Source organism: Janthinobacterium sp. PAMC25594 (genome assembly GCF_019443505.1).
Classification (GTDB): Bacteria; Pseudomonadota; Gammaproteobacteria; order Burkholderiales; family Burkholderiaceae_D; genus Janthinobacterium.
Window position 1 is genome coordinate 2,176,758 of sequence record NZ_CP080377.1, and the last position, 26,193, is coordinate 2,202,950.

Genomic DNA, 26,193 nt, shown 5'->3' on the forward strand with positions numbered 1-26,193 from the left:
CTTGGGTGCTATCGACACCAGACCGGACGCCTCAATCAGCACCTACCAAGGCAACCGCACCATTCAAATCGCCATAGCCGGTGGCACATGCTGACGACAACGATATGGCCCGCGGTTTCCTGCTTCGCGGCTTGCCCAACGCCGGCCGGAGACGCTTGCGTGCATCAGTTCGGGCCTGTGACGGCGGCCCGCATCGGACAACCCTTAACGGTAACGGCCTCTCAGAACTCTAACTCATCTGACAGCTCGTGTCAGGTCAGTCTGAGCTAGTCATCTAATCTGCTCTGAGAAACAAAACCGAGGACTGATTTCGCCCGCTCGACATCCACCATCTTGCGTGTACTTCTTGTCGTCATATAATAGAATTCATTTGTTCGGCAGTGTGAGTTCAGAATCTGCTAGGAGATCGCTTCGCTTGCCAAGGAACATTGGCTTGTCCGGTCCTCGGTAACTCGGAAGCCAACGCCGGTCCTTTGGCCCGGTAGGGTGGTCATACTCCGTGGACGAAAAGAGAAGCTGGGCATCGTTCGCCTCACACATCTTCTCAAGCTCCGTGAGGTATCGAGCCAGGTCGGCGGTATGGAGCTCCTCCTGTTTCGGGGTATCGAGGATCAGGAATCGGAAGGGACGAGACTTATCGGACAGGTACGCCTCAAGCAGAGCCGCGTGTATTGCGAGGACCAGTCGGATCGTCGTGCTACTGCTACCTCCGCTGCCGATGGTCTCAATCGTTTCGCCCGCGAACGTAAAGCGGAGGTTTAAGTCAATATCGACGTTCGTGGACACGTTCTCCGTCGCAAGAGTCTGCATCCACTTCACAGTAAGCTCACGTAGGTTTAGCCGAAGCTTGTTGAAGTCATGGTCGGCTCTACCGGAGTTGGTCAGCTCGTCAATACGATCCTGAATACGGTCCCGCTCTCGCTCCAGCTTGAACAGCTTCGAACGCTCGTCCTTCAGTCCAGAGATTCGGCCTAACTCGCCCTGCACGCCGACCAGTTGCTTAGTCAAAGCCTGTACTGCGGTCACAAGTTGATCAACGTCCGATATACTGGGCGAGTCGATGTTATCAACGAGCGTCTGGCGCTCTGCAACAAGCTCCTCTAGCCGCTCTTCCAACTGCTCAGCCCGAATTTCGGCGCGCTGACTGTTCCGCTCAAGGTCCTTGATTTGGTCCTTCAGATACAGCAAATTCTTCCCGTACGATTCCGTGCTGCCTATAAACAATCCGCAGTTCGGCACACGGCAAATTTCTTGGAACGACGTGAAGACACGACGAGCCTCCTCGTTCAACCCTAGGGTCTTGATCTCGCCGTCGATCTCCGCACGGATGGTTTCGATGCCCGCGACACGGTTCCGCAATTCGTAGAGCTCCAACTGCCGAGACCGAATTTGGCCGTTCTTTTGACGTACGAGCTCCATAAGCGTCGAGCTCGCAGTCCCCTTCGAGTCCACTGATGCGCGAAGGCCGTCGAGCTGCTGCGTCAAATTTTCTGTCATCCGCTGAAGCGCAGCTTGGTTTGCGTCGCTGTCGTCCACGCCGCGACTCTGGTATTCAAGCACACGCTGTGCAGCGACGATCTTGCGTGTCTGGGCCTCGAGTGCGATCTTCTCTTCGATCAGGGTCTTCTTAACCTCGTACGAATGCTTCGGGTTCAACCCGAAAGCGAACCGCACCATCTCTACAAACTGGTCCGTGATGAACGAGCTCGGTGCGCGATAGGCCGCCGAATATCCGAAGCCCTGTATCAGGTAGAAGACCGGCAACAAAGTTGCGATATAGGGCTGGGCCACTTCGCCCTTGGTCGATATGAGCTTTGGTGGTTTCAGCCCAAGCGTTTGGAAAAGAGAAAGAGAAAAGGTGCCCTCTGAATGGTGCTCAGTCTGTTCACCATCGAAGTCAATTGTGGCGTAGAACCCCAGGTTCGTCGCGTCGATGGTACGGCGGATAACAAGCGGCTTCCCTTCCGACTCAGCGTGCAGCACAACTTCCTTGCACTTTTCTAAAATGTCGTTCCGAAAGTTGTTGGGGAATCCCATTGCGGACGCGAGCGCACGGAGGAGTGGCGATTTTCCGCTGCCGTTCGGCGCGAAAAGCATCGTTGTTCTGTGTCCAAACTCTAGAAGCGGACTTGCCCAACCGCCATCTCCCAACGGTTCAATCTGCAGTGACTTCAACCTCAATTCACATCTCCTCTAGCTCGATCCTCATCCCTGATGTATTGGTAGCTAATCTCGATGGTTTTCATGGATAGAGCCAACAGACTCTCTCCCTCAACGGCACCTGTGTAGACTTTTTTGCCTAAGTCGGTGGCAGATATTTCGCGCGTAACCTTGTCGATGGAAACCTGTCCGGTCGACTCGAGGAACGTCAGTGCTTTTACTGTCCTGATTCGCAGGTTACCTGACCAACCAATGTCCTGGGAGGACCATTTGAACCCGGCAACGGTCCGCTCCAGACACTCGCCAACTAACTGCCCAATCTCGGGTAGCCTAGGCTTTGACCGGCCTTTCGATATTGCCAAGATAGTCATGGCTAGCAGGGGCAACTGGAACAGAGCCTCGTTGTCGAGCGTGTGTACCGGCGAATTCTCTTCGCCGGAGAGTTTCAGTTTGAGTCCGAGCCGCCTCGCTTCGTGAAAGAACTCGGTCGAACTCATCGCGTAGCCCTCCGAACGATTGCGGCACAAAAGGCGCCAAACACCAAGTCCGTGTCAAGCGACGCAAACTTCTTGCCGATGACAGAGTCCAAAACCCCTTGAACGAAGTTCTCGAGGTCTGCTAAGACGCCACCGACGAGGAGCCAGGCTTTGCAGGTCTTGTCGATTTCGTCCAGCAAAATGTTGAAGGTCAAATCTGGGAACGTGTGCCTCGCGGTTCTAACCCAAACATCCCAAGAGACTTTCGCTCGCGACGCTGCCTCGATCATGGGTTCCGTGGCGCCAGCTTCCTTGAGCTTCCTTTGAAGGATAGACGCAGCCTTGACTGCTGCGGGGTCTCCTCCCAGTAACAGCACTTGGTAAACCTGAGTGGAGATGCTGAGCACCTGTAGCAGGTCCTCTAGTCCAACACCCGTTGCTAAGTCGATGTCAGCCTTGGACAGTCCCTTAATCGGAGCGCAGGACTTCTCCTCAACAAGCGTCACTAAGCTTCTCGCGATGCGCTCGACCTCCTCTTGATGCAACTCAATCTCTGAATGCCTCCAGATGGCGTTGTGCGCGGCAATACCAAAGGCCTCGAGTGTGTCGCCGATGTGCTGAACGTTGGCCAGCAAGGATAGCTTCCTTCTAGCCGCTTCGACTTGCACTGGTGAAAGCGGGCTATCGGGTGAAACAATGTCCGCGAACTTCTCAATTAATTGACGTGTATATTTCTTACTTGAGGTGCCGGCAGAGAGGTCTGCGACGACGTCATGCACCTCGTCTTTGAAGTGCACATTGCTTAGAACCGTAACCTCGCGGCACTGATCACCAAACTCTACGGTGTGTAGGAACAGCTTACCTGCGATGCTATTTCGGATGGCCTCTAACTTTTCAGGCGTGTCGAGCGCCCCCTTTTTTTTCAAGGCGAAGACCTCGTCAACATCCCATTGTTGATTTGCCTTGCCCTTGGTCTTGACTTGGAAGAAGTGGTACTCGACCACGCCTGCCATGGTTCTGCGCACGACAAAATCGTCGTGATAGTCACAGTAGACGCGGTCGACCTCCTTACCACTCAGAATCTCAAGCGCGGCATATGCGGCTGCCTGGAACTGCATGCGGAATCTCGCAAGGGTATTCCGACCAACAACTTCGCGCGGCGTTTTCTCATGGATGATCCCCATGGCTTTCGTCGTGCACCCATCAGATTTTAGTTGTACGTTTTGTCTCATATTCGCGTGCGCTTGCTAACGATGGGGTTCTGTTCATTCAATTGGCATGCAGCACAGATGATGGCGCGAGCAACTGCTTTGCGAATATTTCGCATCGGGAAGACATCCGAATCGCGGCTATATGACCTGCAACTCCTGGCGGGGCTTGTCCGGTGCACACGAAGCATAACATCTTGCCAACCTGAAAAATACGCGAAATCTCACAAGCCTAAGTAAATGCGGCGCATGGCACAAGTGGTGGCGCTCAACCTTACCGGAACCCTCACTCATCACTTGACAATCGATAACCAGCGCCAGCAAACCGCCCGCCTTTCTCGTCACGCATCGCATCCTCAGGCGGGTCGCATTCGCCGCGATCCAGTTGCCCAGCGCCAGCCAAAACCATGCTTGGGGGGCATGAGGACGGCATGCCCGGGAAGGGTGGCAGTGAGGCAGACGATGCTACGACTCAGATACAGCCTCCTCATCTTGCCGCTCCTCAATTTGCGTTAGCCAGCTCGCTCAGGCGAGCGAAGACACTGGCTTCTGTCAGGGCAAACTGTGGTAACTTAACTTAGCGCTGTTCAGCGCCGGGCCCGTCCATTCTTTCCAGCACCTCTGGTTGGCATTTCTCGGTCTTAATTCTAACTAATTGCCAATTAACACTAAATAGTGTATTATTGAAATAATATATATGGCTATTCATCATCAGAATAAATACAGATAGCTGCAACAAACGAGGGTTCGATATCGCAGGATGAACACCTACGGATGTGCTTCCATTATTCATAGCTCAGGCTTTCAGCAGAAAGCTTATATCCCCTATTTGGAGAAATTGTTATGAACATGGAAAAACATCGTACTGCATGCGGCGGCTTTATTGGCATCCCCACACGAGTCCAGCATCACTTGCAGGCTCATCCTGACGTAATTGTGCATCTGAGCAATGCGATCAGCAAAATCCATCTTCCGAGCGACCGAAAAAAAATAGAATACGAGGTTGAGATGGGTTGTATCGTCGGTCGAGGAGGGGTAGTAAAGACAAATGCATTGAAAATCGATGATCTCGCTTTGTTTGCATCGCGGACTAATCGTAAATTCCCATCACGTGTTGCTCCATCAGGCCAAGTCGGGACCGAATCCTCGACCATTGTTATTATTGCCAAACCATCCTTTGCTGAGGGGCAGTACGAGTTGATTACTGCTTGGATTGGGAGCTTGGCAAAAAAAGAACCCTGGGATCCAAGTATTTTAAGTCATGATGAATTCGAGGACTGCTTGCATTTTTGGAGTACGACGGCGCTCGTATTCGATCCTGCGGCTATGGGGACAGTGTCGGAGAACAGTTGGAGAAAAGTCTTGGCGCTCGCTAACCCCAAATTCGGTTGAAAAGTAAGCGCCTTCCCGGAACCGCCTGTATTTAAAGTTGGCGATAAGCCACAGTAGTTCCCGTCACTTTTTGATGGAAGCCACTGTGGCTATTGATGGAAAGGCGGACACCCCAAAAGGCTGGCCGAGCTATTCGGCCGCATTCAGGCAAACCTCTCACCACGTCTACTTACACACCAAGGGATATCTTCGACTACATCGAGATGCTCTACAATCCGAAGCACCGTCATGGATTCAACAACAAGCTGCCCCCGTCAATTACGAAAAGCAGTATTTTATGCGGCTCGCGAGCGTCTGGTGAACTCGTGGCGATTCAGGCAACGGAATGGAACGGATCAACGATGACGGTAGTGCTGAGCTCGCTGACGCGATGCAAAGCCTAGAGGCTTGCATCATTGAGATGGGAGTTTTTGCAGTGGTCACGACGTAGGGTAGCCCCCTTAAGAATCTCGACCAGTTCGGGGGTCTAGTGCATGCCGCCTTCGCCGCAAATAGATGACAAGCATGCGGTGTGAAAGAAGCTATATGTTTATAGAGGCCTGAAATCAGTCACAGGGCAACCATGGGTCAACTCTTAAATCCGCACCATGCGGTTCTCATACCCACACTCTCCAATACGAATTGTATGCACACAGCGCATCTACAGGCCGCATTGACGAGGCCAAAATAGTTGAGGAAGTCGGTCGTATCCACGCCGGCCACAGATACACCGGGCGGCAGAAATGCCGCCCGGTCCGCTGCACAAAGCGCTGCCTGATTATGTCTCAATCTGAAAGATCTCTGCCGTTCCAATAATTCAGAGGCAAACCCACAGAGGGAGCGATGATGGCGATAAGCAGGATTCAGTTTCAAACGGGTATGTCGCTGGTGAAATTCATGGCGAAATACTAGCAATATTACAGAGGCCAAACGCATAGCGGTCTTTGTGCTAACACGACTGAAACAACCATGGCGGATGTTTGTCGGTCGCCGCCTAATGTAGTTACGGGTGGGATTTGCAGAGCAAAAACAGCACACTCTCAATTCGCTTAGACAATCGCACTGCAAGCAGGCAGCAGTTTCGGTAAATGGTGGCAACGAAGCAGACATACGTCACGCCAAACAGGCGCTCCGTACCGACGGTATCCCGGAATGACTCCACGAGTCAAGGCTGCAGGAATAACCCCGCACCTTAGAGAATCTAGCTGGTCACAGTTGCAAGACGCGAGGACCGTAAGTGCCGGGCCGAAGGCCAGGCGCGCGCAGGCGCAATGCGCCGAAGCAGCACCCGAAAGGGCCACGCAGCGCTCGCGCGCGGAGTGGTGCCTGGCCGCCCACGGCCAAGGCATGCTCTCTGGGGGAGCCGACGACAGGGAGCGGCCCTCGGCCGCTAGGCGCCCCAGCGCCGACCTCGAGTTCGGGGGCGTATAGCCCCGGCCCCGACCGCGGTCGGGCAACCACCTACAGAAGGGAACCGACCAGGGCCCCCGTTGCCGGCTTGACGGCAAATGGGGAAGGAGGTGAGTCCGCCAGGACCGCGACACCCACAGGTGGAGCGCCGGCTGTAGGTGGTTGCCCGAGCGCGCGAGGGGCCGCAGGCGTGGTGGACCCCTAGGTCCAAGAATTCGGTAGGGCGTCCAGCCCGTGAAGCCGAATTCGTCCCGCCGCAAGGGGGAATTTATCCCCCCGCGCAGCCCACGTCAGTGGGCGTAGGGTGAGGTCGGAGAACTCACCGAAAAGCTGTTTCGCTCATGTTCCCGCTGGTGGCGCTATACGGAGATACATACACTCTGGAGCGCAATATGAATAAACGGGAACAAGGGATGCAGTATCGAGTGCTGGTACTTAGGGCGCTGGCACGCCTCGGCTATGCAACAACACGCCAGCTTGCAAAGATGGTCTGGTGGCGTTGCGACGATAGCACCAGGAAGATGGCAGGTCGGACACTGCGCTGGCTCCTCAAGCGCGGCTATATTGTTACCAGGCGAGATGGCGACAGCGTCAACGGCGAACAACTCGCAGCAGTCACTGCGGCTGGTGCGGCATGGCTCGCCGAGAACGGAGATCCCCTGCCCTACGGAAAGGCGCACGCGCGCGATTGGCTGCGGCATGCACACAGCCACCGCACAGCGTGCAACTCGGTGTACGCGGCGACGGTAGGCCTTTTTCCGGATGGCTGCGCATGGTCTGAACTGGAAATTCGCGCGGGTCTGTCCCCGATGGGACAGCTTGCGTACACCAGCTATGAAGGAGAAATCTTGAACAAGATTCCGGACGTTGTGCTCGACCGACCGGACGGCCTAGTTTGGGTTGAAGTAGAAAACGGCTTTCGCAGCAACAAGGACCTCACGAAGGTCATCGCAAGCATGAGAGCCATGACCAACGATAAGCGCATCACACAGGTACACTTCATCATCACAGCCCCCGGAGCCAAAACAATTGCTGACCGCCTGCGTAAGGCGTTGACGCATGGGCCGGAATCGGGATGGCCCCGTCAAGTGAAAGAAAGTGACGCGCGAATCCTCTCACAGTACTTAAAGGTTTTCCTGCTGAACAGCGATACGTTGGAATTATCGCCAGTAGCGTTTTCGAATAAAGAACCCCTAAGTTGACAAACAGCTAGGACCGGAATATACCGGTGTTGGGCTACGCCCCTCACATCGCTGCTTTCTCCAATGCTGTGCACCACATCGCGAGCCTCCTCAACCACGTCAGCTATGCGTTGCTCTCACCACCTTCGGTACTGTTACCTGAATAGCTTCGTGCGATACCAGAGGCGATTCTACAGAGCAGTCCCCATGCCGCCGGTACCTTCCAGAACCGTAGCGCGTGCTAATATGAGCAAATGAGCAAACCAATACAGAAGGCGAAAAGTCGCGCGCATCTTCGCGTAATAGAAGGTGGGCTGTCAGTGAAAGTGGGGGGAACGGCATCCCCAAGTCTTAACTATTTCGAATCTCGAGGCTCCACGCCATGCGCACAGGAGGAAAATCGCTTGCGATTTGCGATCCTGAACCTTGTTGTTGAAGAGGTCGGTATGAGCGTCGAGCAAATTTTGCAAGAAATCAGCGACAAAATAAATTCGGCGGAGGACGCCGACTTCGCAAGGGCCGCCTTCATCAAAGATCAGCTCGAGGCGATTGGATTACGCTTCTGCCTCGCACGTCTGGAGATGAATTTAGTTCGGGAAGGGTATCTATTACTAGCCTGGCCTTCGCGTTTGCTTAGCGAATATCCTGAGCTAAAGCCTTTGCACCCGCTATCACACCAAAGTTTGGAGCTTGGCTAAATAGCATACGCCTGCGATATCGGCGGCGGTACCAGTGCCGCAAGTCATTGCACTGCCATTTTCCGGCTGTCGGGGTGAGCCGGCTCTGGAGCTGCACACGCCACACGGTTACCTGCTTGCGGCCTCTCTGAACTTCATCAACTCTGCCGGTTCAATCTTCAAAGTATCGGCAATCCTACAAATGTTTACTAGGGCTATATTTCGGAGTCCCCGCTCTACGTCTCCGATATAGCTCCGAGCGATTCCACTTTCAAGCGCCAGCTTTTCTTGTGACCAGCCCATTCCTTTGCGCAGTTGCGCAAGGTGCTTACCAAAAGTAGCGCAAATCTGTGCTTCTTCTTCTGTCCTCATACAAAGCCCAAATACAAGGATATTAGGGAGCAGACCTATATGAGGCGACACGATATGAGTGACATTTTCAAAAGGAAGTGATATATTTAAAAATGTCACTCATAGAGGTCTTTTAGGGCTCTGCAGTCATTCGAACAACATAGGAGAAAGTATGAAAGGGAGTGCAGTTGCTATTTTTGTAATTTCAATAACATTGGCTGGATGTGCCGCGGTCGGCAATGAAAAGCTTCGCACTGAAACCGAGACATCGGTATCGACAAAGATTGTTGAGGGGAAAACAACCAAACAAGAAGTGAGGGAAATGTTTGGGTCACCGGAAAAAACCACGTTTACGGATGGAGGTTTGGAGGTTTGGAACTATGAGTTCGCCAAGATGTCTGCGGACGCTATCAACTATATCCCCGTGGTGAACTTGTTTGGCAGTAGCGCGAGCGGGAAGAAGAAGCAACTTGTTGTGATGTTCGACGGAAGCAATGTCGTCAAGCGTTATTCGATGAGTGAGTCAGATGTGTCAAAGAAAACGGGGCTCTTCAATAACTAAGCAACGTGACTCGTAAGAAAAAGAGGCAGGGAGAGTCGAAGTGAGAATGAAAGATTTGCCTGTAGTGAAATTTAAGACACCGTTGAGCCGGCGCATGTATGCATTTTTCTGGGCGCCCATCGATGTGTGTGTGACTGTCATCGTTGAGTGCGCTGGACTCGCGCGCCTAGGGTTCATGCTGGCTTTAATCGGATGGACTGTATTAGTGGCCTTCATGTACTTCACAAGCAGTCTGACCGCTCACGTGGCACTGGGACTTGCGGTCATCGCCTTTATGGTCGGCGCGGGTATCACAGCCCTGCTCGTCGCCCTTACCTTGCTAGAGCGTATGTGGCGGGGCTAAGCAGCTAAGCGAAAGCATTAGCAAATGCAAGGTCCGCCGTTGCAGTGAGGTCGGCCGGTTGAATCTAAGGCTTTGCTGAATACACAGTCCCTGCCACTGCGAGGAGACAGTCAGTACTCCCATGGCATCCGATCTTGCCACCGATATGGATGTCAACCCAGGTACCGGCTGAAGTTTAGTACGTCTCCTGGTGTTCAGGTCGGCCACGCTGCCGTGAGCAGCGAACGACGTGCTCATCAATGCCTTCTCGCTAACTCAGCATTAATGTTTTTGTATTCATTTTTATGCAGCCGCTCAAAGCATCCTAGAAAAATCGAAAGTATCGCTATGAATGCCACACTTCCTATCGGACACCGCGACCCTCGCACAGAGATGGTGCCCGTCACATATCTCCGCCTCGCTGTCGACCTGCTGGTGACAGCACACCACAACTTGGAATACTGGAACACAGTTCCTATTCCTTCGCGCCCAACCAACCGGGTCGCTTTCGAAGAACTCCGCCAGCTCACGGTCTTTCTTCCGCTGTTCCTTGTTACCCTTGCTTTTGTCAAATTCGGTTTTACTGGCGCCCTGCTCGCCTTCATCGTAGCTCTACCGCTGATGATATACCTGCATAAAAGCCTGGCCCGCGCCATCGTTCGCAAGGGCATTGAATCGCGCGAACGAGATAGCGGCCGCTACGCTTTCACGGAGTTCATGTGCCAGGAATTCGACCTGCCCCCTGAAGACGTGACAATCGGCTTGGTGCTAAAAATGAGCGCTGACTTCAGCACATGGCTGGAAACAGCGACTCGTTTGCGTCTACGTGATGAAGCTGCTGCATACAAGGGGCCTACCACGCAATCGAAAAAAAAAGCTGTCGCAGATATGGCACTAACGGAGCATGAATTTAATCTGCATCGTGCCGCCGGAATTGGTGCTATAGCTGCGGACGCATTAACCGCCACTGACGAAGTCGACGCTATGCCGTTGTTACTCAACCCAGCAACCGGCTTGCCGATGCTCAATGATGTGATCGACCTTCACGGCAATACGTTCGGTCTTACTAACGTCGATGACATGCTCAATGACATGAGCAACATCAACTCCGTTGATGTGAACTTCTATGGTGGCTTCGAATCTCACCTCACCGGGTTCGAGCCTGGCCTTGGCGGCTTCGAAAATGAATGATTAATGCTATGAGCGTTATCGAATCGACCGCGCCCTCCAGAGAAACACACAAGGGCGGCCGCATTGGAAACCAGCTCGCGTAACATGCGTGCGGCCTGGGGCGGCATACACGTTAGCAGGCTTGCCGCGCGGTGTCGCTCTTGGGTTATCTGATATGGCTTTTGTCCGATGGGATTTCGTCTCACAGTGATTCACCAGAATCACCTTCGGCTTTGCGGTGGCGATACCAGGTCGCTCTTGATACACCTTGTTGAATCCACGGGTGGGTGCCCATTGTCGTTGCTGGTCTTCCGACAAGCTGCGTCTTCCGATGTTGCAAGTCGCCAGGATGTGTCTGCGCAGAAACTGCACGCTTATGCCGATACCAAGTTGACCTGGAGACTTGTGCGACAACCCACGGCTGACTAACTGCCGTCGTCTGCGGTCTTCCGCCAAGCCGGCCACGCGCTGCCTGCTTCTCGGAGAAATCGAACCCTGACCGTCTTGAATAACGACGACTACCAATATAACGTTCGATAATGCGAACAATACCGATGACCTCCGAGTGTCCCAATGGGTGCTGGAAAAAGCCGTTACAACGCTCAGCGTAGTCCTGGAGACCATCCATGGACTGGGCATTGTTATAGGCCCAATGTCGCACAGCATCGAAAAGGGCTCGATTGCGGCCACCAACTTCAACTTCCACCAAATGGGTACTCTCTAACGAAGCACGCTGCCAGTTCTTATTGCTACCCCTCCTAAATGCCTTAATAACAACGTTCTTTGCGAGTTCTGCCAACGTATACGCAGGCATCTTCGCTGATCGAACCGTCAACCAAGCTGGGTGCATGGGATTCTGCGTTAGTAGACTGTTGTAACTTAGATCCCCCCCCACAGCCAGACGTAGCGCTTCCTTGACTACGCGTAAATAAGCAAGCGGTCGGTAACGGCCTCGCTCTGAGCGACATACTGGGGAGCTAAGACGGTAAACCAGATGGTGATTGCCGCTGTCCGGGTTGATCGTGATGAACGATGGCTCAGGCAAGCCCGCGGTCCTCCAGCGTTCGTAATCGGAATGGTCGCAATCAAATATCAGCCAATGCACATGCGCAGGCGGATTTAGCTCCACTGACCTTAGATCCTTCGCCCTCTCCCAGCTGGAGTGCGACATACCCAGCGAATAGTCATCAGTGGCTTGAGGCCGATGAGGTAGGCAGCTCACGTCATCACCAAAAAAAGCGAGCACCTGAGGCGGCAAACTGGTGTGCGTTCGAACTGCCCTATAGCTCTGCGTAGTGACCGATACACCCAGCTTGGCAGCGAGCCCTAGCCACTGACCTCTCACTTTGGCACGTTCGTCATCCGAAAGTACCACATAGTGACTGAAGGACTGATCTAACGCATCAATCGTACGCCGAATGGCGTCTTGATGAGCCTTACCTGGCTTTCCGAATGGCGAAGCCAAGAATTGCTCGTGGCGGTCGTTAAGACGCGCGAGAATTTGCTCTTTGGTGAACAAGGCACACCTCTGTTAGGTGTGCCGCATCAGCTAACTATTAGCTGGCCTCGAGTTGGCGACGTGCCGCCGAGAGCGGAATCGCACTATAAAATTTTTCCTCCGCTGTGCGGCGGGTTAGATAGGGTAACTGCCCGCTTTTGAGCAGTGATGGATGGTATGCCCGCTCTTTGAGCGGGCCTTCACGCGGCTGAGCAGCGCTCTACACAAAGGTATGGCCTACGCTTGTCACGCGGCGTATTGAATGCTTGGTTGAAAAGTTGGTCGGCGCTCAGGCCGATGGAAGGGACAGATGCCTGCGCGGTTGCGCTAGGAATGAGAAGCTCTTGCGTGCAAAGCGGAATATCGGTCATTGCGGTTTAAGATTGTTGAGGTATCCCGTATACTCAACTTTAATCCGCATCGCTGGCGCCCCACGCGCGAATTTCAGGATTTATTACAAAAACTAGCTTAGTGACAGGCACTTTTTTATTTTGCAAATAGTCTACCTCGATTAGATCGAGATGCCTGTATCTCCATGTACAACCCAGCGCCCCCTAATCCCGATTCGGCGTCTATCAACACGATGACTCGACACAAAAGCTGTACGACTAGCTCAAGATGCCCGATTAGCGCGCCTCGCAACGCTATATAACAGTGTGGCCGGATAGCGCTTCATCGTAATCGATAACAGCGACATACCACAGTTCTGTCAGAATGAAGCAAATCGCTGCTCTCAGTATGAATCACCTGGAGCTTCCTCAACTCCCTATCAAACGCAAACAGGGAGCAAAGCCCGTTAAGTCTTATGACTGAATCGCTTCATGATTTGGAACGGCCCTCCCTGTTCCTCGCCAGTCACCTCCCCATTCCCCATCCAACACGGAAATGAGATGGCTATCGACAGCTGGCCTTCCATCCAACCAACTGGAAAACGGCTTGGGTAAACTAAGCCCTTTGTATTGGAGATTTTTGACAAAAGGCATCATTAAAGTCGGATCGTAACCTTTTCCATATTTTCGTTCACTTCCCAACTTCAAGAAGAAATTTCTATCTGCATCACTCGGCAACGTGCGGCCGCTGTAGAACTGTCCCAAACCGGCGGGCCAACTCATGTCAAACTGCGCGTTGCGCAAACAATCCTCAAGTGTATGCCTGAAACTATGATTACCGTACCCAGCACCAAAGCCGAGCACATCACGTACAAAGGGTACGAATCGTTGCTCATATGCTCTACCCCATATTGGCTGCTCACTGGAGCGTTCAGGGATGGCGGAGGGGAATAGCGGCGACATTGCACCGCGTTTTTTTGCTGATGCCACAAAATCCATAAAACCCAACTCCAGCAGGATCGGATGAATCGGCACGATCCGGCGCGTAGCTTCGTTTTTCACACTTCGTTTTGGCAAACCCTGAGCCTCCGACTCAGCTTCGTCCGTCACCTGAATTCTCACCAATACGAATCCAGCTTCAACAATGATGTCGCTGGCAAGAAGCTGCAACGGCTCACGCACCCTAAATCCTTGATAAAGGCAGATTAAGGGAATCCAATATCGTGCACCAAGGTCCCACTTCATCCGCCCTCTCCAGTTTGGAGCTCCAGGGTCATACCAAGCAGAGGACAACAAAGTATTTAATTGCGAGGTCGAGTATGGGTATCGTGGCCGCTTTCGTGTCTTCTCCTCCGCCGCCGTTATTCTGGGCATATTGTCCAACTCTACGACCGGATTGCGAGGACACATCTCCTGCGTTTTTGCCTCACCAAAGGCTTCTGCCAATCCGGCTCGAACTTTCATGCAATATTTCATACTCCATGCAGCTTCACTTGCATGAAGGCGACTTTCGAAGAACTTATAGATATCCAGAGAGGACACATCCTCTAAGACCTTGTCTCCGCAAAATTCGATGAGGCGTTTCCACCACGAGAAATTTGTTGTCTGCGTCTTGCGTCCATGTGTAGAGAGCCTCCTGACATAAAGAGGCGTGACGTCAGAGAGCCTAGCCTTACCCTTTGCGATAACTGAGGACGTGGCACCAATTTCCCATGCAGCTGGAAGTGGCTCCGCGTCAGGAAGTACCGGCTGCGCAAACTCCCCGCGCTGCCGTGCAGCCAGAATTTGACAGCCTTCTTGTGCAGCCCTCAGGAATTCGTATGTCAGCGCTTGGAGGTCTTCGCCTGTAGGATCGACTAATCGGTAGCCACGGAATAGCGTCAATTGTTCCACGATCGGTATAAAAGCCGATACATCTCCCAAAACGACCGCATTTTTGATACTCGCAAGCACAGCAGCTACGTCGGCCGTCAGTTCGTCTGGCTCGTCACTGTGCATCCAGCGTTCCTGGCGGCTGCGTGCCGTGTAGTCAGCTGAAAGTCCTGCGAGATACAAAGCGGATAACTGTTCACCGAGGCCGGGACGATTAGCATCCAATGCCTTCAGCCTTTTTGCAGAGTCTTTTTTCAAATATGCATCGACGGCACCCTCGGTGCGCTGACCGAGTGCTAATTGCTGCCTAGTTGTTTGAAAGAGCTTGGTGCTTTGGGACTCTAACTCAGCCCACATTGCTTTCGCCACACTAAATTGGCGCCCTAGCGCTTTCTTGATGACGGTCTTGCCTATCGCCGCCCGAAGGTCAGCAGGTACCGTCTTCAGATAGACATACCCGGATTGGGTCTTACGTAGATTTGGGAGCATATCGACCTCTTCTGTCGACGTCGCTCTCTGCTTGTGGTTTGTACCAGTCATTTGTACCAAAGGGTAGTAAAACCCCTTAATAATAAGCGAAATCAATCACTTATGGTGAACTGGCGGAAGCGGTGAGATTCGAACTCACGAACAGTGTAACCCGTCGCTAGTTTTCAAGTCTTCAAAATACTTCATATATTTCAAATACTTACGCGGGATTTCGTTCCGTAGGCAATGTTTTTGCATCACCTTGTTACGTACTGTTTTCACCATTCCACACGGTCGATGCGGAAACGTTTTTTTGTGCGAACTGCCTTTGTCGGAAAGGTGGTATTGCACTGCTGACTCGGATGCGGCGTACCTCAATAGCAACTTTTCCATACGAATCTGGCACTCAAGATAAAAAAGTCGCCCTTTTTCCAACAAGAACAACTCAATACGACTTTTTATTGCATTATCTTGGTGGAGAGGTTATATTTAACATCGAAAAACGCCAGAAATACAACCCAATACAACTTTAGGTAAAAATGTCGCAACCTATTCCACACCCATCCTCGAAAAACATGCTGCCCCATCCATATTCACTCGAGTTTCCTGCCGCGTTGAGGGCGCGTCGCGAACTGCTTGGCATGAGCCGCGCGGCTTTGGCGCGAGCCGCCAACATTCATGGCGTGATGCCGCGCCGTTACGAAGAACCGGACTGCGGCGAGTTTGCCCGCCCACGACCTGAGACCACATGGCTAGCACTGAACCGCGCCCTTGGTTACGAAATTCCCACCGACCTTGAGCGCGACTTCGCCGAGGTTTTGGACATGCTGAACGATGGGTTGTTGGGAAGCGGACCATTGACCGCCCCGGACGAAGAACAATGGGCACCTAATACACTACCTGTCGAAAACGATTCAACAGCGTTGCCACGTGCAAGCGGGGTATATTTGGCAGATGCCACACTGGAGGAAATCGTTACGTTCCTGCATAGCAAAAACATCGAACCAACATTTCGTCACTTGCTTGTCAAGCACATTTGACCAAAGTGATGCCGAAAAATCAACGCTGGCGCCAGGGGCAGGTCCGCCATTCGGACACGAACTGATGTGTTGGGTGCTGTGAAAGCTGGCTCAGTTGAAGACCTGATTAGGGCCACGAACGCGCGCCGTGGGCGCGCGATGCTGCCGCCTAGCGGCAGCATCGGGAGGATTCGGGGCGGGCTTGGCCGGTAGGCCCAGCCCTTCGAATCTCACACGCAGGGCACAAAGGCGCCCTGCTCGCTTCCGCCAGGAAATAAAGAAACCGCCCGAAGGCGGTTTCTTTATTTCCTGGCGGAAGCGGTGTAATGCGAATAGCTAGGTTTCATGCTGCTTTCACGCGCCATGCAACAGCCATACCTACTAATTTACCTACACATGAACATAGGTACAAAAAAGTCTAGGTTTACCCGGATGTACGCAGTTACATTTGGTAACGTGCGGTAGCGTACGGATTTCCTTGTGGAAATGTACGACCCTGCGTAGGGGTTAGCTTTTCCCCAAGCCGAGCCTTACCTTCGGTTCCAAAGGCGAAAACCGGAGAAATAGATGATTTTAATTGTAGAAGATGATGTCGACTTGGCGGAAACCTGTTCGATGGTCTTGGAGGCCAGCGGATACGAAGTGCAACTAGCGCACAGTGCCGAGGAGGCACTTACGAAAATACTGGCTCGCAAGCCGGATATGCTCATCTCGGATTGCGCCATGCCTGGCCAATCAGGCTTGGAACTCAGTCAACAATTGCGCACTCAATACAGTAGCAGCACCCTGCCAATTTTACTGATGAGTGGCTCGCCGCGTCGCCAGGTGGCTCCGGGGGATAGCTATGAGGCGTTTATCAGTAAACCCTTTCTGGCAGAGTCCCTGTTACTGGAAGTGAAGAAGTTGCTGAATGAATACGCTGCCGCACCGATTAAACTTATGCAAGGTAGCCAATGAAATTATCGACTTTCATCGTCTCAAATCTTGAAGTAATACTAGTGGAATGGGAAGACTTCGCCGGATCGCTGGCTCCCCTTGAGGATGCAACCAAAGTCGAGCTACGTGACCATGCGGCGGCAGTACTCCGGGTCGTTGCGAGAGATCTTGATACACCACAAACAGAACATGAAAGCATTGCGAAGTCGCAGGGCAAAGCGGTTTCCTCAGACACCGATACTGCAGCAGAACTACATGCTGAAGAACGGGTCGCGGCTGGTTTTTCCGGCGAACAGGTGATGGCGGAATACAGGGCGCTAAGGTCCAGCGTTTTGAGATTATGGGCAAAGAGTACGGAACTGACCTCGCGGGAGGATATCCAGGACATCATACGCTTCAACGAGGCAATTGATCAGGCTCAAACCGAATCCATGGCTCGTTACACGCAAATGCTGCGTGAGGCGCAAAACCTATTTCTCGCAATTCTTGGGCACGATGTGCGTACCCCACTCGGGGCGGTCAGCATGGGCGCTCAAATACTGCTGATGGATCAAACCTTGCCTTCCAAAGCGCTGAAGGTGGGGCTACGCATTCTGAATAGTTCAAAACGCATGGATGCGATCATACGCGACCTCCTAGACTTCTCAACCACCCACCTTGGCAATGGGATACCGATTGATCCACGCACGGTTGACCTGTTAGAAATATGCCAGCATACCCTCGATGAAGCAAAGGCCTTTCATCCTGACCGCAGGTTTGAACTGGTAGCCGAGGGGAACTTGACCGGCGCCTGGGATGGCCAGCGCATGGGCCAAGCATTTTCAAATCTAATATCTAATGCAATCCAACATAGCTCCGCTAACAGCGCCATCACAATTTCAATCATTGGCTCGCCACAAGAAATCACCTACACAGTCCATAACGACGCAGAGGCAATTTCCCCTACAGTACTACGAACGCTGTTCGACCCCATCAAGCGCTTCGCCATACGCCCCGCCAGCGAGCGTGTGGGACCGCGCATGCAGAATTTAGGCTTGGGGTTGTATGTAGTGAAGGAAATTGTCACAGCACACGATGGAGACATATCTGTTACCTCAAGTGTTAATGATGGGGTTACTTTTACAGTACGCCTGCCACGACAGATTCCTCACCGAAGGTATGATGATTAAGAAAGCCTAACGAACCCGCTACGCGTCGTGGGTCTCATCCCGCTAGCGTATGAAAACCGCCCTTCTAACGCCATCGCACCACCCGCACGAAAAACTGCTCAAAGTGCGTCAAAATGCGTCAAATCGCATGCCCCCCTCTTCGCCCTGCCGCGCCAGTCCTCATGCGCCTTCGGCCATGGCGCAAATTTGAGTCAAAAGACCCCTATATAGCGGGCAGGTGTGGAGGGGGGACAACTGCGCGCGCCGGGCCGAAACTGACCTTTTTCTTGCCTCCGAGGCAACATCATTCGTCTGGACGTGAAAAAGCCGCCTCGTGGGCGGCTTGTGCGGTGACTGGGGCGCGCTGGCGTGACTGAGCTGTCGCGGCCCTGCCCTGCCGGCTATCGCGGCGTGGCGCTCATCCTGGGCGGCCGGCGCGCGCCTTGGCCGCCTGCTCCTTGTCGTAGTCGTCGCGGCAGTCCGCATTGCAGAACAACAGCTCGGGTGCCAGCGCCTCGTCGCAGTAATGGCAGCAGCCATGCGCCACCAGGGCGAGCCGGCGCCGCACAGCGGCCAGGCCGCGCGCCACCTCGGCGAAGATGATCTTGTCGGTGTTATCGATGTGATCGCTCATGCCGCACCCTCCCCGCCTGTGGCCAGGTCATACGGGGCGAAACGCACCACTTCCACGCCGGCCCACTCGTTGATCGCTTCGAACTGCGCCTGCAGCGGCACCAGTTCATTGCGGGCGAAGACGCGCGCGGCAGGCTCGACGGCGCCGAAGCCGCCGGCATTGTTCGGCAGGATACCCATCAGTTGCGGCGGCACGCGGTGCGCGGCCAACTGGTCGTCGCGCGTGACGCTCTTGATGTTGAAAAACTCGTCCTTGGCGGCCACGTCCGACACCGGCAGAATCTGGATGCCGTCCTTCTTGCCATTCGGCGCGTACATGAACAGGTTGCGGAAGTTGCCCGGCCCCTTGCTGTCGCGCATGGCCTGGCGCAGGTTGTCCACGTCCTGCGTGTTCGCGGCGGCGTCCGTCATGTAGAACACGAAACCGGCGTGTGAGCCGTTCTTGTAGTACTTGCGGCGGAACAAGGTGGCCGCCTCGTTGAGCCAGGCCGATTGCAGCGCGCTCAGGTACTGCGGCACGCCGTACAACTCCTGGTTCACGTCCGGTTCCATCAGGTGAAACACCCGGCCCTTGTCGAACTGGTGCACGGCCTGGTAGCCGTTCACGAAGAAATACGTGTCCAGATCGACGCCGCGCCGCATGTACTTGGCCAGCGCATGCTGGTACGCCAGCGCCTTGCCGCTACGGCTGGGGCGGTCTTCCAGGTAGGCATTGCCAAAGGTCAGATAGTCCAGGGCCATGCGCTTGAAGCCATCGCGCGACAGATATTTCGTCGGCATCAAGGTGGACGTCAGCACGTTGGCCTTGAAGTGGATGGCGCTGCTGTGGTGCACGCCGGCATTGAACGACTTGGCCAGGCCGGCCAGGTTGACGGGCGGCTCATACCAGTGGCCGTTCTTCCAGCATTCGAAGCAATCGAGGATATCGGCGTGCTCGAGCACGGGCGTCGGGTCGCCGAAGGAAAACGCCTCGATGCCGGCGGCGGCCGGCGCCGTGGCCGCTGTTGATGGCGCGCCCTGGGCCTGCTGGCCGCGCGCGCGCAAGTGTCGTGCTTTTCTCAAGAATAAATCTCCATGAAAGAGTGGTGGTTGTCGGTGGTGCCTTCGAAGGGCTCGTGATCAAGGGCGTGCATGCAGGCCCATGCCAGATCGGCGTGGCCGGTTTCGTCGCTGCGGCCGGCGACATAGGTCACGTGCCGCCCGCTGGGAGTCAGGGTCTTGTGGATGGCCATGAAGGACTGCGCGATGTCGGTCCAGCCGGCATCGAATTCCAGCCGGCCCTTGCTGATGATGTTTTTGGCTTTTAGCACCATGCGGGTTTTGACTTCAGGCGAGTAGTTCAGGGCCGTCACAGCCGGGAAGAAGCCGCGCACGATGGGCAGCACGCCGATGCCCATGCCCGTGGTATCGATGCCGATGTACTCGACGTTGTAGCGCTGGGTCATCTGGCGGATGGCGTCGGCGTGGTCTTCGAAGCTCTGCCCGCGCCACTGGTGGCGCTCCAGGATGCGGAACTTGCCGCCGGCCGTCATGGGCGGCGCCAGCACGACGCAGCCGGCGCTGTCGCCGTTCAAGGCCGGGTCGTAACCAATCCACACGGGCCGGTTGCCAAACGGGCGCAGGCCCAGCAACGGTTTGTAGTCGTCCCACTCGACCCAGGAATCGACCATGCAGCGCTGCAGCTCGGCCAGCGGGAAGACCGAGGCCGAGTCGTCGATAAAATTGCACATCAGCAGGTTGTCGAACTGGTCCGGGCTGTATTCGAAGTTGCGCAGCTCGTCGATGTCGAACAGGTTGCAGCCGCCGCGCTCCGCGTCCAGGATGGTGACGATCTGGCGCCAGATCTTGTCCTCGCCCGTGAAGCCCGACGATAGGCGGCCATGGCTCACGTCGATGTTGACCTGGTCCGCCTTGGCACGGCGCTTGTTGAACAGCTCGCCCGTCCAGAATGGATAGGCCTGGTGCGTGGTCGAGGATGGCGTCGAGAAATACGTCTTGCGCCATTTCTTGTGGATGGCCATGCCCGAGGCCACCTTATTCAACTCCTGGAAATTCTGCGTCCAGAAAAATTCGTCAAAATAAAAATTGCCGTGATAGCCCTGCGCCGTGCGCGCGTTCGTGCCCAGGAAATACAGATGCGCGCCGTTCGGCAGCACGATGGGATCGCCCGTCAGCTCGATGCCGGCCGCCTCGCGCGCGAATTGCACGATGTATTGCTTGAAGACGTGCGCCTGGCTCTTGGAAGCGGACAGGAAAATTTGATTGCGGCCCGTCTGCATGGCGTCGGCCAGCGCCTCGCGGGCAAAATACCAGGTGGCGCCGATCTGGCGGCTCTTGAGGATGGCGCGCGTGCGCTGGTCGCCGTTGCGATACCAAACTTTCTGGTAATCGAACAGCGAGTCCTGGAAGGCGTCGAGCAGCTGGATTTTCTGCTCTTCGCTGAAATCGTTGCGCGTCGGCTTCTTCTTCGGCCCGGCATTGCGGTTCGCCAGATTGGGGTTGAGATCGACCTCGTTGCCGCCCGGTTGCTCGTAGCGGCGCACGCGCGCCGCCTGCACGATAGCGCGCATCAGCAGATCGATTTCCTTGTAATCGCTGCCGCTCTTGACCTCTTTTTCGATCAGTTTTACCAGGCGCAACTCGGCCGCTGCCTCGACGTGCTCGATGGCCTGGGCCTTGTCCCACTCGTCGCGCGCCTTCCAGCTGTTGATGGTGCTGCGCTTGATTCCCAGGTGGCGGGCGATGGACGAAATGCGCCAGCCCTTCCAGTACAGGGCGCGCGCGGCACGGCGCGGTTCGGACTCGGGCACGGCCAGTTCGGCGATTTTTTCGTCCGCCGTTTGTTCGCTTGTTTTCTCGATTGTCAGCATGCCGCCAGCGTAGGCCGCGCGCGCGCGGAGCGGGGGAAGACAAAAGTCGCTATGGCCCATAGCAACCCGCACCGCATTGAATCGCGGCGCCAAGACGTTGACCATGGCGTTATCCGATCAACCGAGACACGCCACCATGCCTAAATCCCAATTCTTCCGCGTCGCCACCGAAGGCGCCACCACGGACGGCCGCAACATCGACCGCGCCACCATCGAGCAGATCGCCGCCAGCTACAACCCGAAGACCTACGGCGCGCGCATCTGGCTGGAACACATCCGGGGCATCCTGCCCGACAGCCAGTTCAAGGCCTACGGCGACGTGATCGCGGTGAAAGCCGAAGAGGTGGACACCGACAGCGGCAAGAAACTGGCCCTGTTCGCGCAGATCGAACCCACGCCGGAACTGGTGGCCATCAACAAGGCGAAACAGAAGCTGTACACCAGCCTGGAAATCCAGCCCGACTTTGCCGACTCGTCGCAGCCCTACCTGGTCGGCCTGGGCGTCACCGACAGCCCCGCCAGCCTGGGCACCGAGGCGCTGAAATTTTCCGCCGGCCGCAAACAGCAAAGCGCCAACCTGTTCACGTCCGCCGTCGAGGTGACGCTGGAATTTGACGAGCCGCAGGGCACCAAGCTGGCCGACGCCGTGAAAAACCTGCTGTCGCGCTTTTCGAATAAATCCGGCACCGACGCCGCGCAGTTCGCCGACATCAGCGAAGCCGTGCAAGCGCTGGCCGGCCACGTCGTCACCGCCAACGACAACTACACGGGCACCCTGGCGCGCCTGGAGAAAACCGAAACGGCATTGAAGGCCACGCAGGACGAGCTGGCCGCCTTCAAGGCGCAGATGGACGAAGCGCCCGGCAACGGCCCGCGCCGCCCGGCCGCCACCGGCAACGACGGCGCCGTGCAGACCGAGTTTTAAGCGCCCGCGCCATTCCACGACACCCCATTCAACAACGGAGCACTGAATTATGAAAAAGCAAACGCGCCAGGTATTTGGCCAATATGAAACCCGCCTGGGCCAACTGAACGACACGGACAACGTGGCCAAGACCTTCAGCGTCACGCCCAGCGTGCAGCAGAAGCTGGAAACGAAGATGCAGGAATCGAGCGAGTTCCTGACGAAAGTGAACATCATCGGCGTGACCGAGCAGGAAGGCGAAAAGCTGGGCCTGGGCGTGTCCGGCCCGATTGCCGGCCGCACCAACACCAAGGACAAGGAACGCAAGACGCGCGACCTATCCACCCTGGACGGCACCAAATACCGCTGCGAACAGACCAACTTCGACACGCACCTGAACTATGCCAAGCTGGACGCCTGGGCCAAGTTCCCCGACTTTCAGTCGCGCGTGGCCAGTGCCATTTTGACGCGCCAGGCGCTCGACCGCATCGTCATCGGTTTTAACGGCGTGAAAGCCATGGCTGACACCGATCTGGACGCCAATCCGCTGCTGCAGGACGTGAATAAAGGCTGGCTGCAGCACCTGCGCGAGCTGGCGCCCGAGCGCGTGCTGGGCCTGGTCGCCAACGGCATGCCTGGCAAGATCATCATCGGCGACGTGGACGGCGCCGACTATGCCAACCTCGACGCGGCCGTCACGGATGCCGTCAACCTGCTGGACCCGTGGTATCAGGAAGACACCAATCTGGTGGCCATCGTCGGGCGCAAGCTGTTGAACGACAAGTATTTTCCATTGGTCAACACCAAGCAGGCGCCCACGGAAACCCTGGCAGCCGACATCATCATCAGCCAGAAACGCATCGGCGGCTTGCCGGCCGCGCGCGTGCCGTTCTTCCCCGATAACGCCATCCTCATCACGCGTTTCGACAATCTGTCGATCTACTTCCAGGAAGGCGCGCGCCGCCGCCGCGTGGTGGACGAGCCCAAGCGCGACCGCATCGAGAATTACGAGTCGTCGAATGACGCCTACGTGATCGAAGACTTTGGCCTGGCCGCGCTGGTGGAAAACATCGAGCTGAAAGACAAGTGATGGGCAATCTTTCCCCTGCCCTGCGCCACCGCGCGCGCATGCTGGCCGAGCGCACGGCCGGCGCCGCCGCGCCGCAAGGCGTGACCACCGGCACGGCCTACGAGCTGATGCTCTACAAGCTGTCCGATGACCGCCGGCGCCTGAAATCCATCCAGTCCGTCGAACGCAAGATCGAGGTCAAGGCCACCTTGCTGCCGGATTACGCGCAGTGGATCGACGGCGTGCTGGCCGGCGGCAAGGGTGCGCAGGATGACGTCTTCGCCACCCTGCTGGTGTGGCACATCGATACGGGCGAGTATGCGCGCGCCCTGGTCATGGCCGAATACGCGCTGGCGCATAAATTCACCCTGCCCGACACCTACAGCCGCGACATCGCCACCTTGATGCTGGACGAGTTCGCCGAAGGCTACTTGCACGGCAAGCTGGCCGCCGATCCGCAGCACGCGGCCCAGGTGCTGGGCACCGTCGAGCAACTGACGGCCGCCAGCGACACGCCCGACCAGGCGCGCGCCAAGCTGCACAAGGCCATCGGCCTGGCCATGATCGCCGTGCTCGATCAGGCCGACGATACCGACATCGCTCCGGCGCTGGTGGCGCAGGCGGAAACGGCCATGAGCCAGCTGAAACGCGCCCGCGCCCTGTCCGAATCGTGCGGCGTCAAGAAAGATATGGAACGGCTGGAACGGCGCATCAAGCGCGCGGCCGGTTCCACGTAAAGAGCATCCCCCGCAGCACGGCGGCACGGGGGGATTCTGGCCAACGCATTGGCAACAATCTCGGCCTGATGAACCCCGTCCACCGCCCCATTTTGAAAGCGCCCCGTATGTCCTTCATGGCCCTGCCCCCGTCAATCCCGCCCGGCACCACCCCGGCGCCGCCAGCGGCTACCCCTGGCGTCATAGAGAACGACGGCTGGTTTCCCGACATCCTTCTCACCGATATGCGCGACGCCATGCGCCTGGACGGCACCGTCACCGACGCGCGCCTGGTGCAAGCCGTGGTCGATGCCATCTTGCACGTCAACCGCGAGCTGGCCGACTGGCAGGGCAAGCAGGCCGCTGCCGGAGTCCCTGCCCTGGTGGACGTGCCGGCCACGCGCATCAACCGCGAATCCCGCTTGCTGGCGCAGTACCGGCGCGCCGTCTACAGCACGGCGAAAGCGGATCTGATCGAGCGTTACCGCGATTACGACAGCACGGCCACCTCCGTCAGCGACAAGAAAAGCATGGAGTGGCTGGACGAGGCGCCCGGCGCGCAGCGGCGCAATGCGCAATGGGCCATCGCCGATATCGTCGGCCGCACGCACCTCACCGTGGAACTGATCTGATGCAGGTGCGCACGCAGCAGCACGACACGGTAGACGCCCTGGTGTGGCGCTACCTGGGCGACGGTGCGGGATACGTCGAGCAAACCCTGGAAATGAATCCCGCGCTGGCGCGCCACGGCGCCGTGCTGCCTGCCGGCCTGGTCGTCACCCTGCCCGAGCCGACGACCAGCACGGGCCAGGTGGCCCCAGCCGATCTTGTGCAGCTATGGGATTGATCCTGGCATTTACCCTTTATCCATCATGAAAAATCTATCTAACTTCACCCCGGAGACTCAAGCAATGTCCGCAGAATCGTTTGGTGGTTTCGCCACCCTGGTCAAACTGTACGGCTTCAAGGCGGCGCTGGGCATGGTCGGCGCGGCCATGCTGTACATCGTGCTGCCGCCGCTGAATGCCGACGGCACCTTCAACAAGGGCGAATTCGTCGCCCGCCTGGCCTGCGCCGGCGTGTTCTCGTGCCTGCTGGGCGGCACCGTGTATCAACTGCTGTGCGCCCAGCTCCCCGCCATCGGTGCCATGGTCAACGCTTCCGCCATCGATCTAATCGTCGGCGCCCCCGGCTGGTGGGTATCGCGCGCCGTCGCTCTGTGGTTCCAGCGCCGCAGCGACAAGGACATCGCCGAGCTGGTCAAAGACGCGAAGGAGCATTGATGGCCACCACCGACAATCCACTGATCGCGCGCGTCATCGACGCCATCCTGCACGCCGAAGGCGGCTATGTGAACGACCCGCAAGACAAGGGCGGCGAAACCAATTACGGCATCACTGTCGCCGTGGCGCGCGCCAACGGCTACACAGGGCCGATGCGCAATCTGCCCGTGGCGGTGGCGCGCGCCATCTACACGGCCCGCTACATCACGGAACCGAAGTTCGACCAGGTGCTGGCCATCCATGCCGGCATCGGCGCCGAAGTGATCGACACGGGCGTGAACATGGGCCCGCACCGCGCGGCCGAATTCCTGCAGCGCTGGCTGAACGGTTTCAATGACACGGGCGCCCGCTATCCTGCCCTGTTTGTCGACGGCCGCCTGGGCGCGCAGTCGCTGGGCGCGCTGGCAGCTTTCCTCAAATGGCGCGGCCAGGACGGCGCCACCGTACTGCTGCGCGCCTTGAACGGCTTGCAGGCGGCGCGCTACCTGGACATCACCGAGGCCAACAAGAGCCAGCGCCGTTTTCTGTTCGGCTGGATCAAGGAACGGGTGGCCATGTGA

General features: G+C 56.2%; 25 protein-coding genes. 16 read left to right on the forward strand and 9 right to left on the reverse strand.

All coding sequences use genetic code 11. The annotated features are described in order from the left end of the window. Nucleotides 1-366: 366 nt before the first annotated feature. From KY494_RS09695 to KY494_RS09705, 3 genes are read right to left on the reverse strand one after another with little or no spacing between them, the layout of a single operon-like run. Complete coding sequence (locus KY494_RS09695; RefSeq protein WP_219890790.1) at nucleotides 367-2,175, reverse strand: hypothetical protein; 1,809 nt, start codon at nucleotides 2,173-2,175, stop codon at nucleotides 367-369. Nucleotides 2,176-2,177: 2 nt separating this feature from the next. Further along, nucleotides 2,178-2,657 (reverse strand): hypothetical protein, encoded by a 480-nt coding sequence (locus KY494_RS09700; protein ID WP_219890791.1) that lies wholly within the window; start codon nucleotides 2,655-2,657, stop codon nucleotides 2,178-2,180. Next, entirely contained in the window at nucleotides 2,654-3,820 is a 1,167-nt protein-coding gene (locus KY494_RS09705; protein ID WP_219890792.1) for a dsDNA nuclease domain-containing protein, read from the reverse strand. Before KY494_RS09705 ends, KY494_RS09700 begins: the two co-directional genes overlap by 4 nt. Before the next feature lie 867 nt (nucleotides 3,821-4,687). On the opposite strand from KY494_RS09705, the gene KY494_RS09710 reads away from it, so the two are divergent. The 3 genes from KY494_RS09710 (at nucleotide 4,688) to KY494_RS09725 (ending at nucleotide 8,504) form a co-directional block, all read left to right on the forward strand. Continuing rightward, nucleotides 4,688-5,236: a hypothetical protein gene (locus KY494_RS09710; protein WP_219890793.1), complete on the forward strand. Its 549-nt coding sequence runs from the start codon at nucleotides 4,688-4,690 to the stop codon at nucleotides 5,234-5,236. A gap of 1,781 nt (nucleotides 5,237-7,017) precedes the next feature. Further along, nucleotides 7,018-7,827, forward strand: a complete 810-nt coding sequence (locus KY494_RS09720) for a hypothetical protein (protein WP_219890794.1) — start codon at nucleotides 7,018-7,020, stop codon at nucleotides 7,825-7,827. A gap of 233 nt (nucleotides 7,828-8,060) precedes the next feature. Continuing rightward, the gene (locus KY494_RS09725; RefSeq protein WP_219890795.1) at nucleotides 8,061-8,504 is read left to right on the forward strand and encodes a hypothetical protein; all 444 of its coding nucleotides are present in this window, start codon (nucleotides 8,061-8,063) and stop codon (nucleotides 8,502-8,504) included. Between the two features lie 108 nt (nucleotides 8,505-8,612). Here the strand turns inward: KY494_RS09725 and KY494_RS09730 are convergent, their stop codons facing one another. Further along, on the reverse strand, nucleotides 8,613-8,855 hold the full coding sequence (locus KY494_RS09730) for a helix-turn-helix domain-containing protein (RefSeq protein ID WP_219891548.1): 243 nt from the start codon (nucleotides 8,853-8,855) through the stop codon (nucleotides 8,613-8,615). Nucleotides 8,856-9,006: 151 nt separating this feature from the next. On the opposite strand from KY494_RS09730, the gene KY494_RS09735 reads away from it, so the two are divergent. The 3 genes from KY494_RS09735 to KY494_RS09745 all read left to right on the forward strand — a co-directional run bounded on the left by KY494_RS09735 (nucleotide 9,007) and on the right by KY494_RS09745 (nucleotide 10,909). Next, nucleotides 9,007-9,396 carry a hypothetical protein gene (locus KY494_RS09735; RefSeq protein ID WP_219890796.1) on the forward strand — a complete coding sequence of 130 codons (390 nt, stop codon included), beginning with the start codon at nucleotides 9,007-9,009 and terminating at the stop codon, nucleotides 9,394-9,396. A gap of 46 nt (nucleotides 9,397-9,442) precedes the next feature. Then, a complete protein-coding gene (locus KY494_RS09740) occupies nucleotides 9,443-9,739 on the forward strand; it encodes a hypothetical protein (protein ID WP_219890797.1) in 297 nt (98 codons plus the stop codon). A gap of 327 nt (nucleotides 9,740-10,066) precedes the next feature. Further along, nucleotides 10,067-10,909: a hypothetical protein gene (locus KY494_RS09745; RefSeq protein ID WP_219890798.1), complete on the forward strand. Its 843-nt coding sequence runs from the start codon at nucleotides 10,067-10,069 to the stop codon at nucleotides 10,907-10,909. Between the two features lie 181 nt (nucleotides 10,910-11,090). Here KY494_RS09745 and KY494_RS09750 read toward each other — a convergent pair whose 3' ends face one another. Both KY494_RS09750 and KY494_RS09755 read right to left on the reverse strand, forming a co-directional pair. Further along, on the reverse strand, nucleotides 11,091-12,407 hold the full coding sequence (locus KY494_RS09750; RefSeq protein ID WP_219890799.1) for a replication initiation protein: 1,317 nt from the start codon (nucleotides 12,405-12,407) through the stop codon (nucleotides 11,091-11,093). A gap of 782 nt (nucleotides 12,408-13,189) precedes the next feature. Continuing rightward, on the reverse strand, nucleotides 13,190-15,076 hold the full coding sequence (locus KY494_RS09755) for a DUF6538 domain-containing protein (RefSeq protein ID WP_219890800.1): 1,887 nt from the start codon (nucleotides 15,074-15,076) through the stop codon (nucleotides 13,190-13,192). Between the two features lie 554 nt (nucleotides 15,077-15,630). Here KY494_RS09755 and KY494_RS09760 point away from each other — a divergent pair. From KY494_RS09760 to KY494_RS09770, 3 genes are all read left to right on the forward strand, one after another. After that, on the forward strand, nucleotides 15,631-16,095 hold the full coding sequence (locus tag KY494_RS09760; protein WP_219890801.1) for a helix-turn-helix transcriptional regulator: 465 nt from the start codon (nucleotides 15,631-15,633) through the stop codon (nucleotides 16,093-16,095). A 546-nt stretch (nucleotides 16,096-16,641) separates the two neighbouring features. Then, entirely contained in the window at nucleotides 16,642-17,031 is a 390-nt protein-coding gene (locus tag KY494_RS09765; RefSeq protein WP_219890802.1) for a response regulator, read from the forward strand. Next, nucleotides 17,028-18,179: a sensor histidine kinase KdpD gene (locus KY494_RS09770; RefSeq protein WP_219890803.1), complete on the forward strand. Its 1,152-nt coding sequence runs from the start codon at nucleotides 17,028-17,030 to the stop codon at nucleotides 18,177-18,179. The genes KY494_RS09765 and KY494_RS09770 overlap by 4 nt, the downstream gene beginning before the upstream one ends. A 397-nt stretch (nucleotides 18,180-18,576) precedes the next feature. Here KY494_RS09770 and KY494_RS09775 read toward each other — a convergent pair whose 3' ends face one another. The 3 genes from KY494_RS09775 to KY494_RS09785 are packed head-to-tail and all read right to left on the reverse strand — an operon-like array spanning nucleotide 18,577 to nucleotide 21,661. Then, nucleotides 18,577-18,792, reverse strand: a complete 216-nt coding sequence (locus KY494_RS09775) for a hypothetical protein (RefSeq protein WP_219890804.1) — start codon at nucleotides 18,790-18,792, stop codon at nucleotides 18,577-18,579. Further along, on the reverse strand, nucleotides 18,789-19,853 hold the full coding sequence (locus KY494_RS09780; RefSeq protein WP_258194778.1) for a phage portal protein: 1,065 nt from the start codon (nucleotides 19,851-19,853) through the stop codon (nucleotides 18,789-18,791). Before KY494_RS09780 ends, KY494_RS09775 begins: the two co-directional genes overlap by 4 nt. Next, complete coding sequence (locus tag KY494_RS09785; RefSeq protein ID WP_219890805.1) at nucleotides 19,850-21,661, reverse strand: terminase ATPase subunit family protein; 1,812 nt, start codon at nucleotides 21,659-21,661, stop codon at nucleotides 19,850-19,852. Before KY494_RS09785 ends, KY494_RS09780 begins: the two co-directional genes overlap by 4 nt. 136 nt (nucleotides 21,662-21,797) lie before the next feature. Between KY494_RS09785 and KY494_RS09790 the strand changes: the two genes are divergently transcribed. The 7 genes from KY494_RS09790 to KY494_RS09820 all read left to right on the forward strand — a co-directional run bounded on the left by KY494_RS09790 (nucleotide 21,798) and on the right by KY494_RS09820 (nucleotide 26,193). Beyond that, nucleotides 21,798-22,586, forward strand: a complete 789-nt coding sequence (locus tag KY494_RS09790) for a GPO family capsid scaffolding protein (RefSeq protein ID WP_219890806.1) — start codon at nucleotides 21,798-21,800, stop codon at nucleotides 22,584-22,586. Nucleotides 22,587-22,635: 49 nt separating this feature from the next. Next, nucleotides 22,636-23,655, forward strand: coding sequence for a phage major capsid protein, P2 family (locus KY494_RS09795; RefSeq protein WP_219890807.1), 1,020 nt, complete (start codon nucleotides 22,636-22,638; stop codon nucleotides 23,653-23,655). Further along, nucleotides 23,655-24,371 carry a phage terminase small subunit gene (gpM, locus tag KY494_RS09800; protein ID WP_219890808.1) on the forward strand — a complete coding sequence of 239 codons (717 nt, stop codon included), beginning with the start codon at nucleotides 23,655-23,657 and terminating at the stop codon, nucleotides 24,369-24,371. The genes KY494_RS09795 and gpM overlap by 1 nt, the downstream gene beginning before the upstream one ends. A gap of 107 nt (nucleotides 24,372-24,478) precedes the next feature. Then, nucleotides 24,479-24,982, forward strand: coding sequence for a head completion/stabilization protein (locus KY494_RS09805; protein ID WP_219890809.1), 504 nt, complete (start codon nucleotides 24,479-24,481; stop codon nucleotides 24,980-24,982). Beyond that, the gene (locus KY494_RS09810; RefSeq protein WP_219890810.1) at nucleotides 24,982-25,197 is read left to right on the forward strand and encodes a tail protein X; all 216 of its coding nucleotides are present in this window, start codon (nucleotides 24,982-24,984) and stop codon (nucleotides 25,195-25,197) included. Before KY494_RS09805 ends, KY494_RS09810 begins: the two co-directional genes overlap by 1 nt. Before the next feature lie 64 nt (nucleotides 25,198-25,261). Continuing rightward, nucleotides 25,262-25,633 (forward strand): hypothetical protein, encoded by a 372-nt coding sequence (locus KY494_RS09815; RefSeq protein ID WP_070224671.1) that lies wholly within the window; start codon nucleotides 25,262-25,264, stop codon nucleotides 25,631-25,633. Next, nucleotides 25,633-26,193: a glycoside hydrolase family 108 protein gene (locus KY494_RS09820; RefSeq protein WP_219890811.1), complete on the forward strand. Its 561-nt coding sequence runs from the start codon at nucleotides 25,633-25,635 to the stop codon at nucleotides 26,191-26,193. The genes KY494_RS09815 and KY494_RS09820 overlap by 1 nt, the downstream gene beginning before the upstream one ends.

What these genes read in the sequence shown, in the direction of transcription:
- KY494_RS09745 (WP_219890798.1), top strand. Translation starts at nt 10,067, where the DNA reads ATGAATGCCACACTTCCTATCGGACACCGCGACCCTCGCACAGAGATG.
- KY494_RS09815 (WP_070224671.1), top strand. Translation starts at nt 25,262, where the DNA reads ATGTCCGCAGAATCGTTTGGTGGTTTCGCCACCCTGGTCAAACTGTAC.
- KY494_RS09725 (WP_219890795.1), top strand. Translation starts at nt 8,061, where the DNA reads ATGAGCAAACCAATACAGAAGGCGAAAAGTCGCGCGCATCTTCGCGTA.
- KY494_RS09765 (WP_219890802.1), top strand. Translation starts at nt 16,642, where the DNA reads ATGATTTTAATTGTAGAAGATGATGTCGACTTGGCGGAAACCTGTTCG.
- KY494_RS09730 (WP_219891548.1), bottom strand. Translation starts at nt 8,855, where the DNA reads ATGAGGACAGAAGAAGAAGCACAGATTTGCGCTACTTTTGGTAAGCAC.
- KY494_RS09755 (WP_219890800.1), bottom strand. Translation starts at nt 15,076, where the DNA reads ATGCTCCCAAATCTACGTAAGACCCAATCCGGGTATGTCTATCTGAAG.
- KY494_RS09700 (WP_219890791.1), bottom strand. Translation starts at nt 2,657, where the DNA reads ATGAGTTCGACCGAGTTCTTTCACGAAGCGAGGCGGCTCGGACTCAAA.
- gpM (WP_219890808.1), top strand. Translation starts at nt 23,655, where the DNA reads ATGGGCAATCTTTCCCCTGCCCTGCGCCACCGCGCGCGCATGCTGGCC.
- KY494_RS09735 (WP_219890796.1), top strand. Translation starts at nt 9,007, where the DNA reads ATGAAAGGGAGTGCAGTTGCTATTTTTGTAATTTCAATAACATTGGCT.
- KY494_RS09710 (WP_219890793.1), top strand. Translation starts at nt 4,688, where the DNA reads ATGAACATGGAAAAACATCGTACTGCATGCGGCGGCTTTATTGGCATC.
- KY494_RS09790 (WP_219890806.1), top strand. Translation starts at nt 21,798, where the DNA reads ATGCCTAAATCCCAATTCTTCCGCGTCGCCACCGAAGGCGCCACCACG.
- KY494_RS09795 (WP_219890807.1), top strand. Translation starts at nt 22,636, where the DNA reads ATGAAAAAGCAAACGCGCCAGGTATTTGGCCAATATGAAACCCGCCTG.
- KY494_RS09805 (WP_219890809.1), top strand. Translation starts at nt 24,479, where the DNA reads ATGTCCTTCATGGCCCTGCCCCCGTCAATCCCGCCCGGCACCACCCCG.
- KY494_RS09820 (WP_219890811.1), top strand. Translation starts at nt 25,633, where the DNA reads ATGGCCACCACCGACAATCCACTGATCGCGCGCGTCATCGACGCCATC.
- KY494_RS09760 (WP_219890801.1), top strand. Translation starts at nt 15,631, where the DNA reads ATGCTGCCCCATCCATATTCACTCGAGTTTCCTGCCGCGTTGAGGGCG.
- KY494_RS09740 (WP_219890797.1), top strand. Translation starts at nt 9,443, where the DNA reads ATGAAAGATTTGCCTGTAGTGAAATTTAAGACACCGTTGAGCCGGCGC.
- KY494_RS09770 (WP_219890803.1), top strand. Translation starts at nt 17,028, where the DNA reads ATGAAATTATCGACTTTCATCGTCTCAAATCTTGAAGTAATACTAGTG.
- KY494_RS09775 (WP_219890804.1), bottom strand. Translation starts at nt 18,792, where the DNA reads ATGAGCGATCACATCGATAACACCGACAAGATCATCTTCGCCGAGGTG.
- KY494_RS09705 (WP_219890792.1), bottom strand. Translation starts at nt 3,820, where the DNA reads ATGGGGATCATCCATGAGAAAACGCCGCGCGAAGTTGTTGGTCGGAAT.
- KY494_RS09785 (WP_219890805.1), bottom strand. Translation starts at nt 21,661, where the DNA reads ATGCTGACAATCGAGAAAACAAGCGAACAAACGGCGGACGAAAAAATC.
- KY494_RS09720 (WP_219890794.1), top strand. Translation starts at nt 7,018, where the DNA reads ATGAATAAACGGGAACAAGGGATGCAGTATCGAGTGCTGGTACTTAGG.
- KY494_RS09810 (WP_219890810.1), top strand. Translation starts at nt 24,982, where the DNA reads ATGCAGGTGCGCACGCAGCAGCACGACACGGTAGACGCCCTGGTGTGG.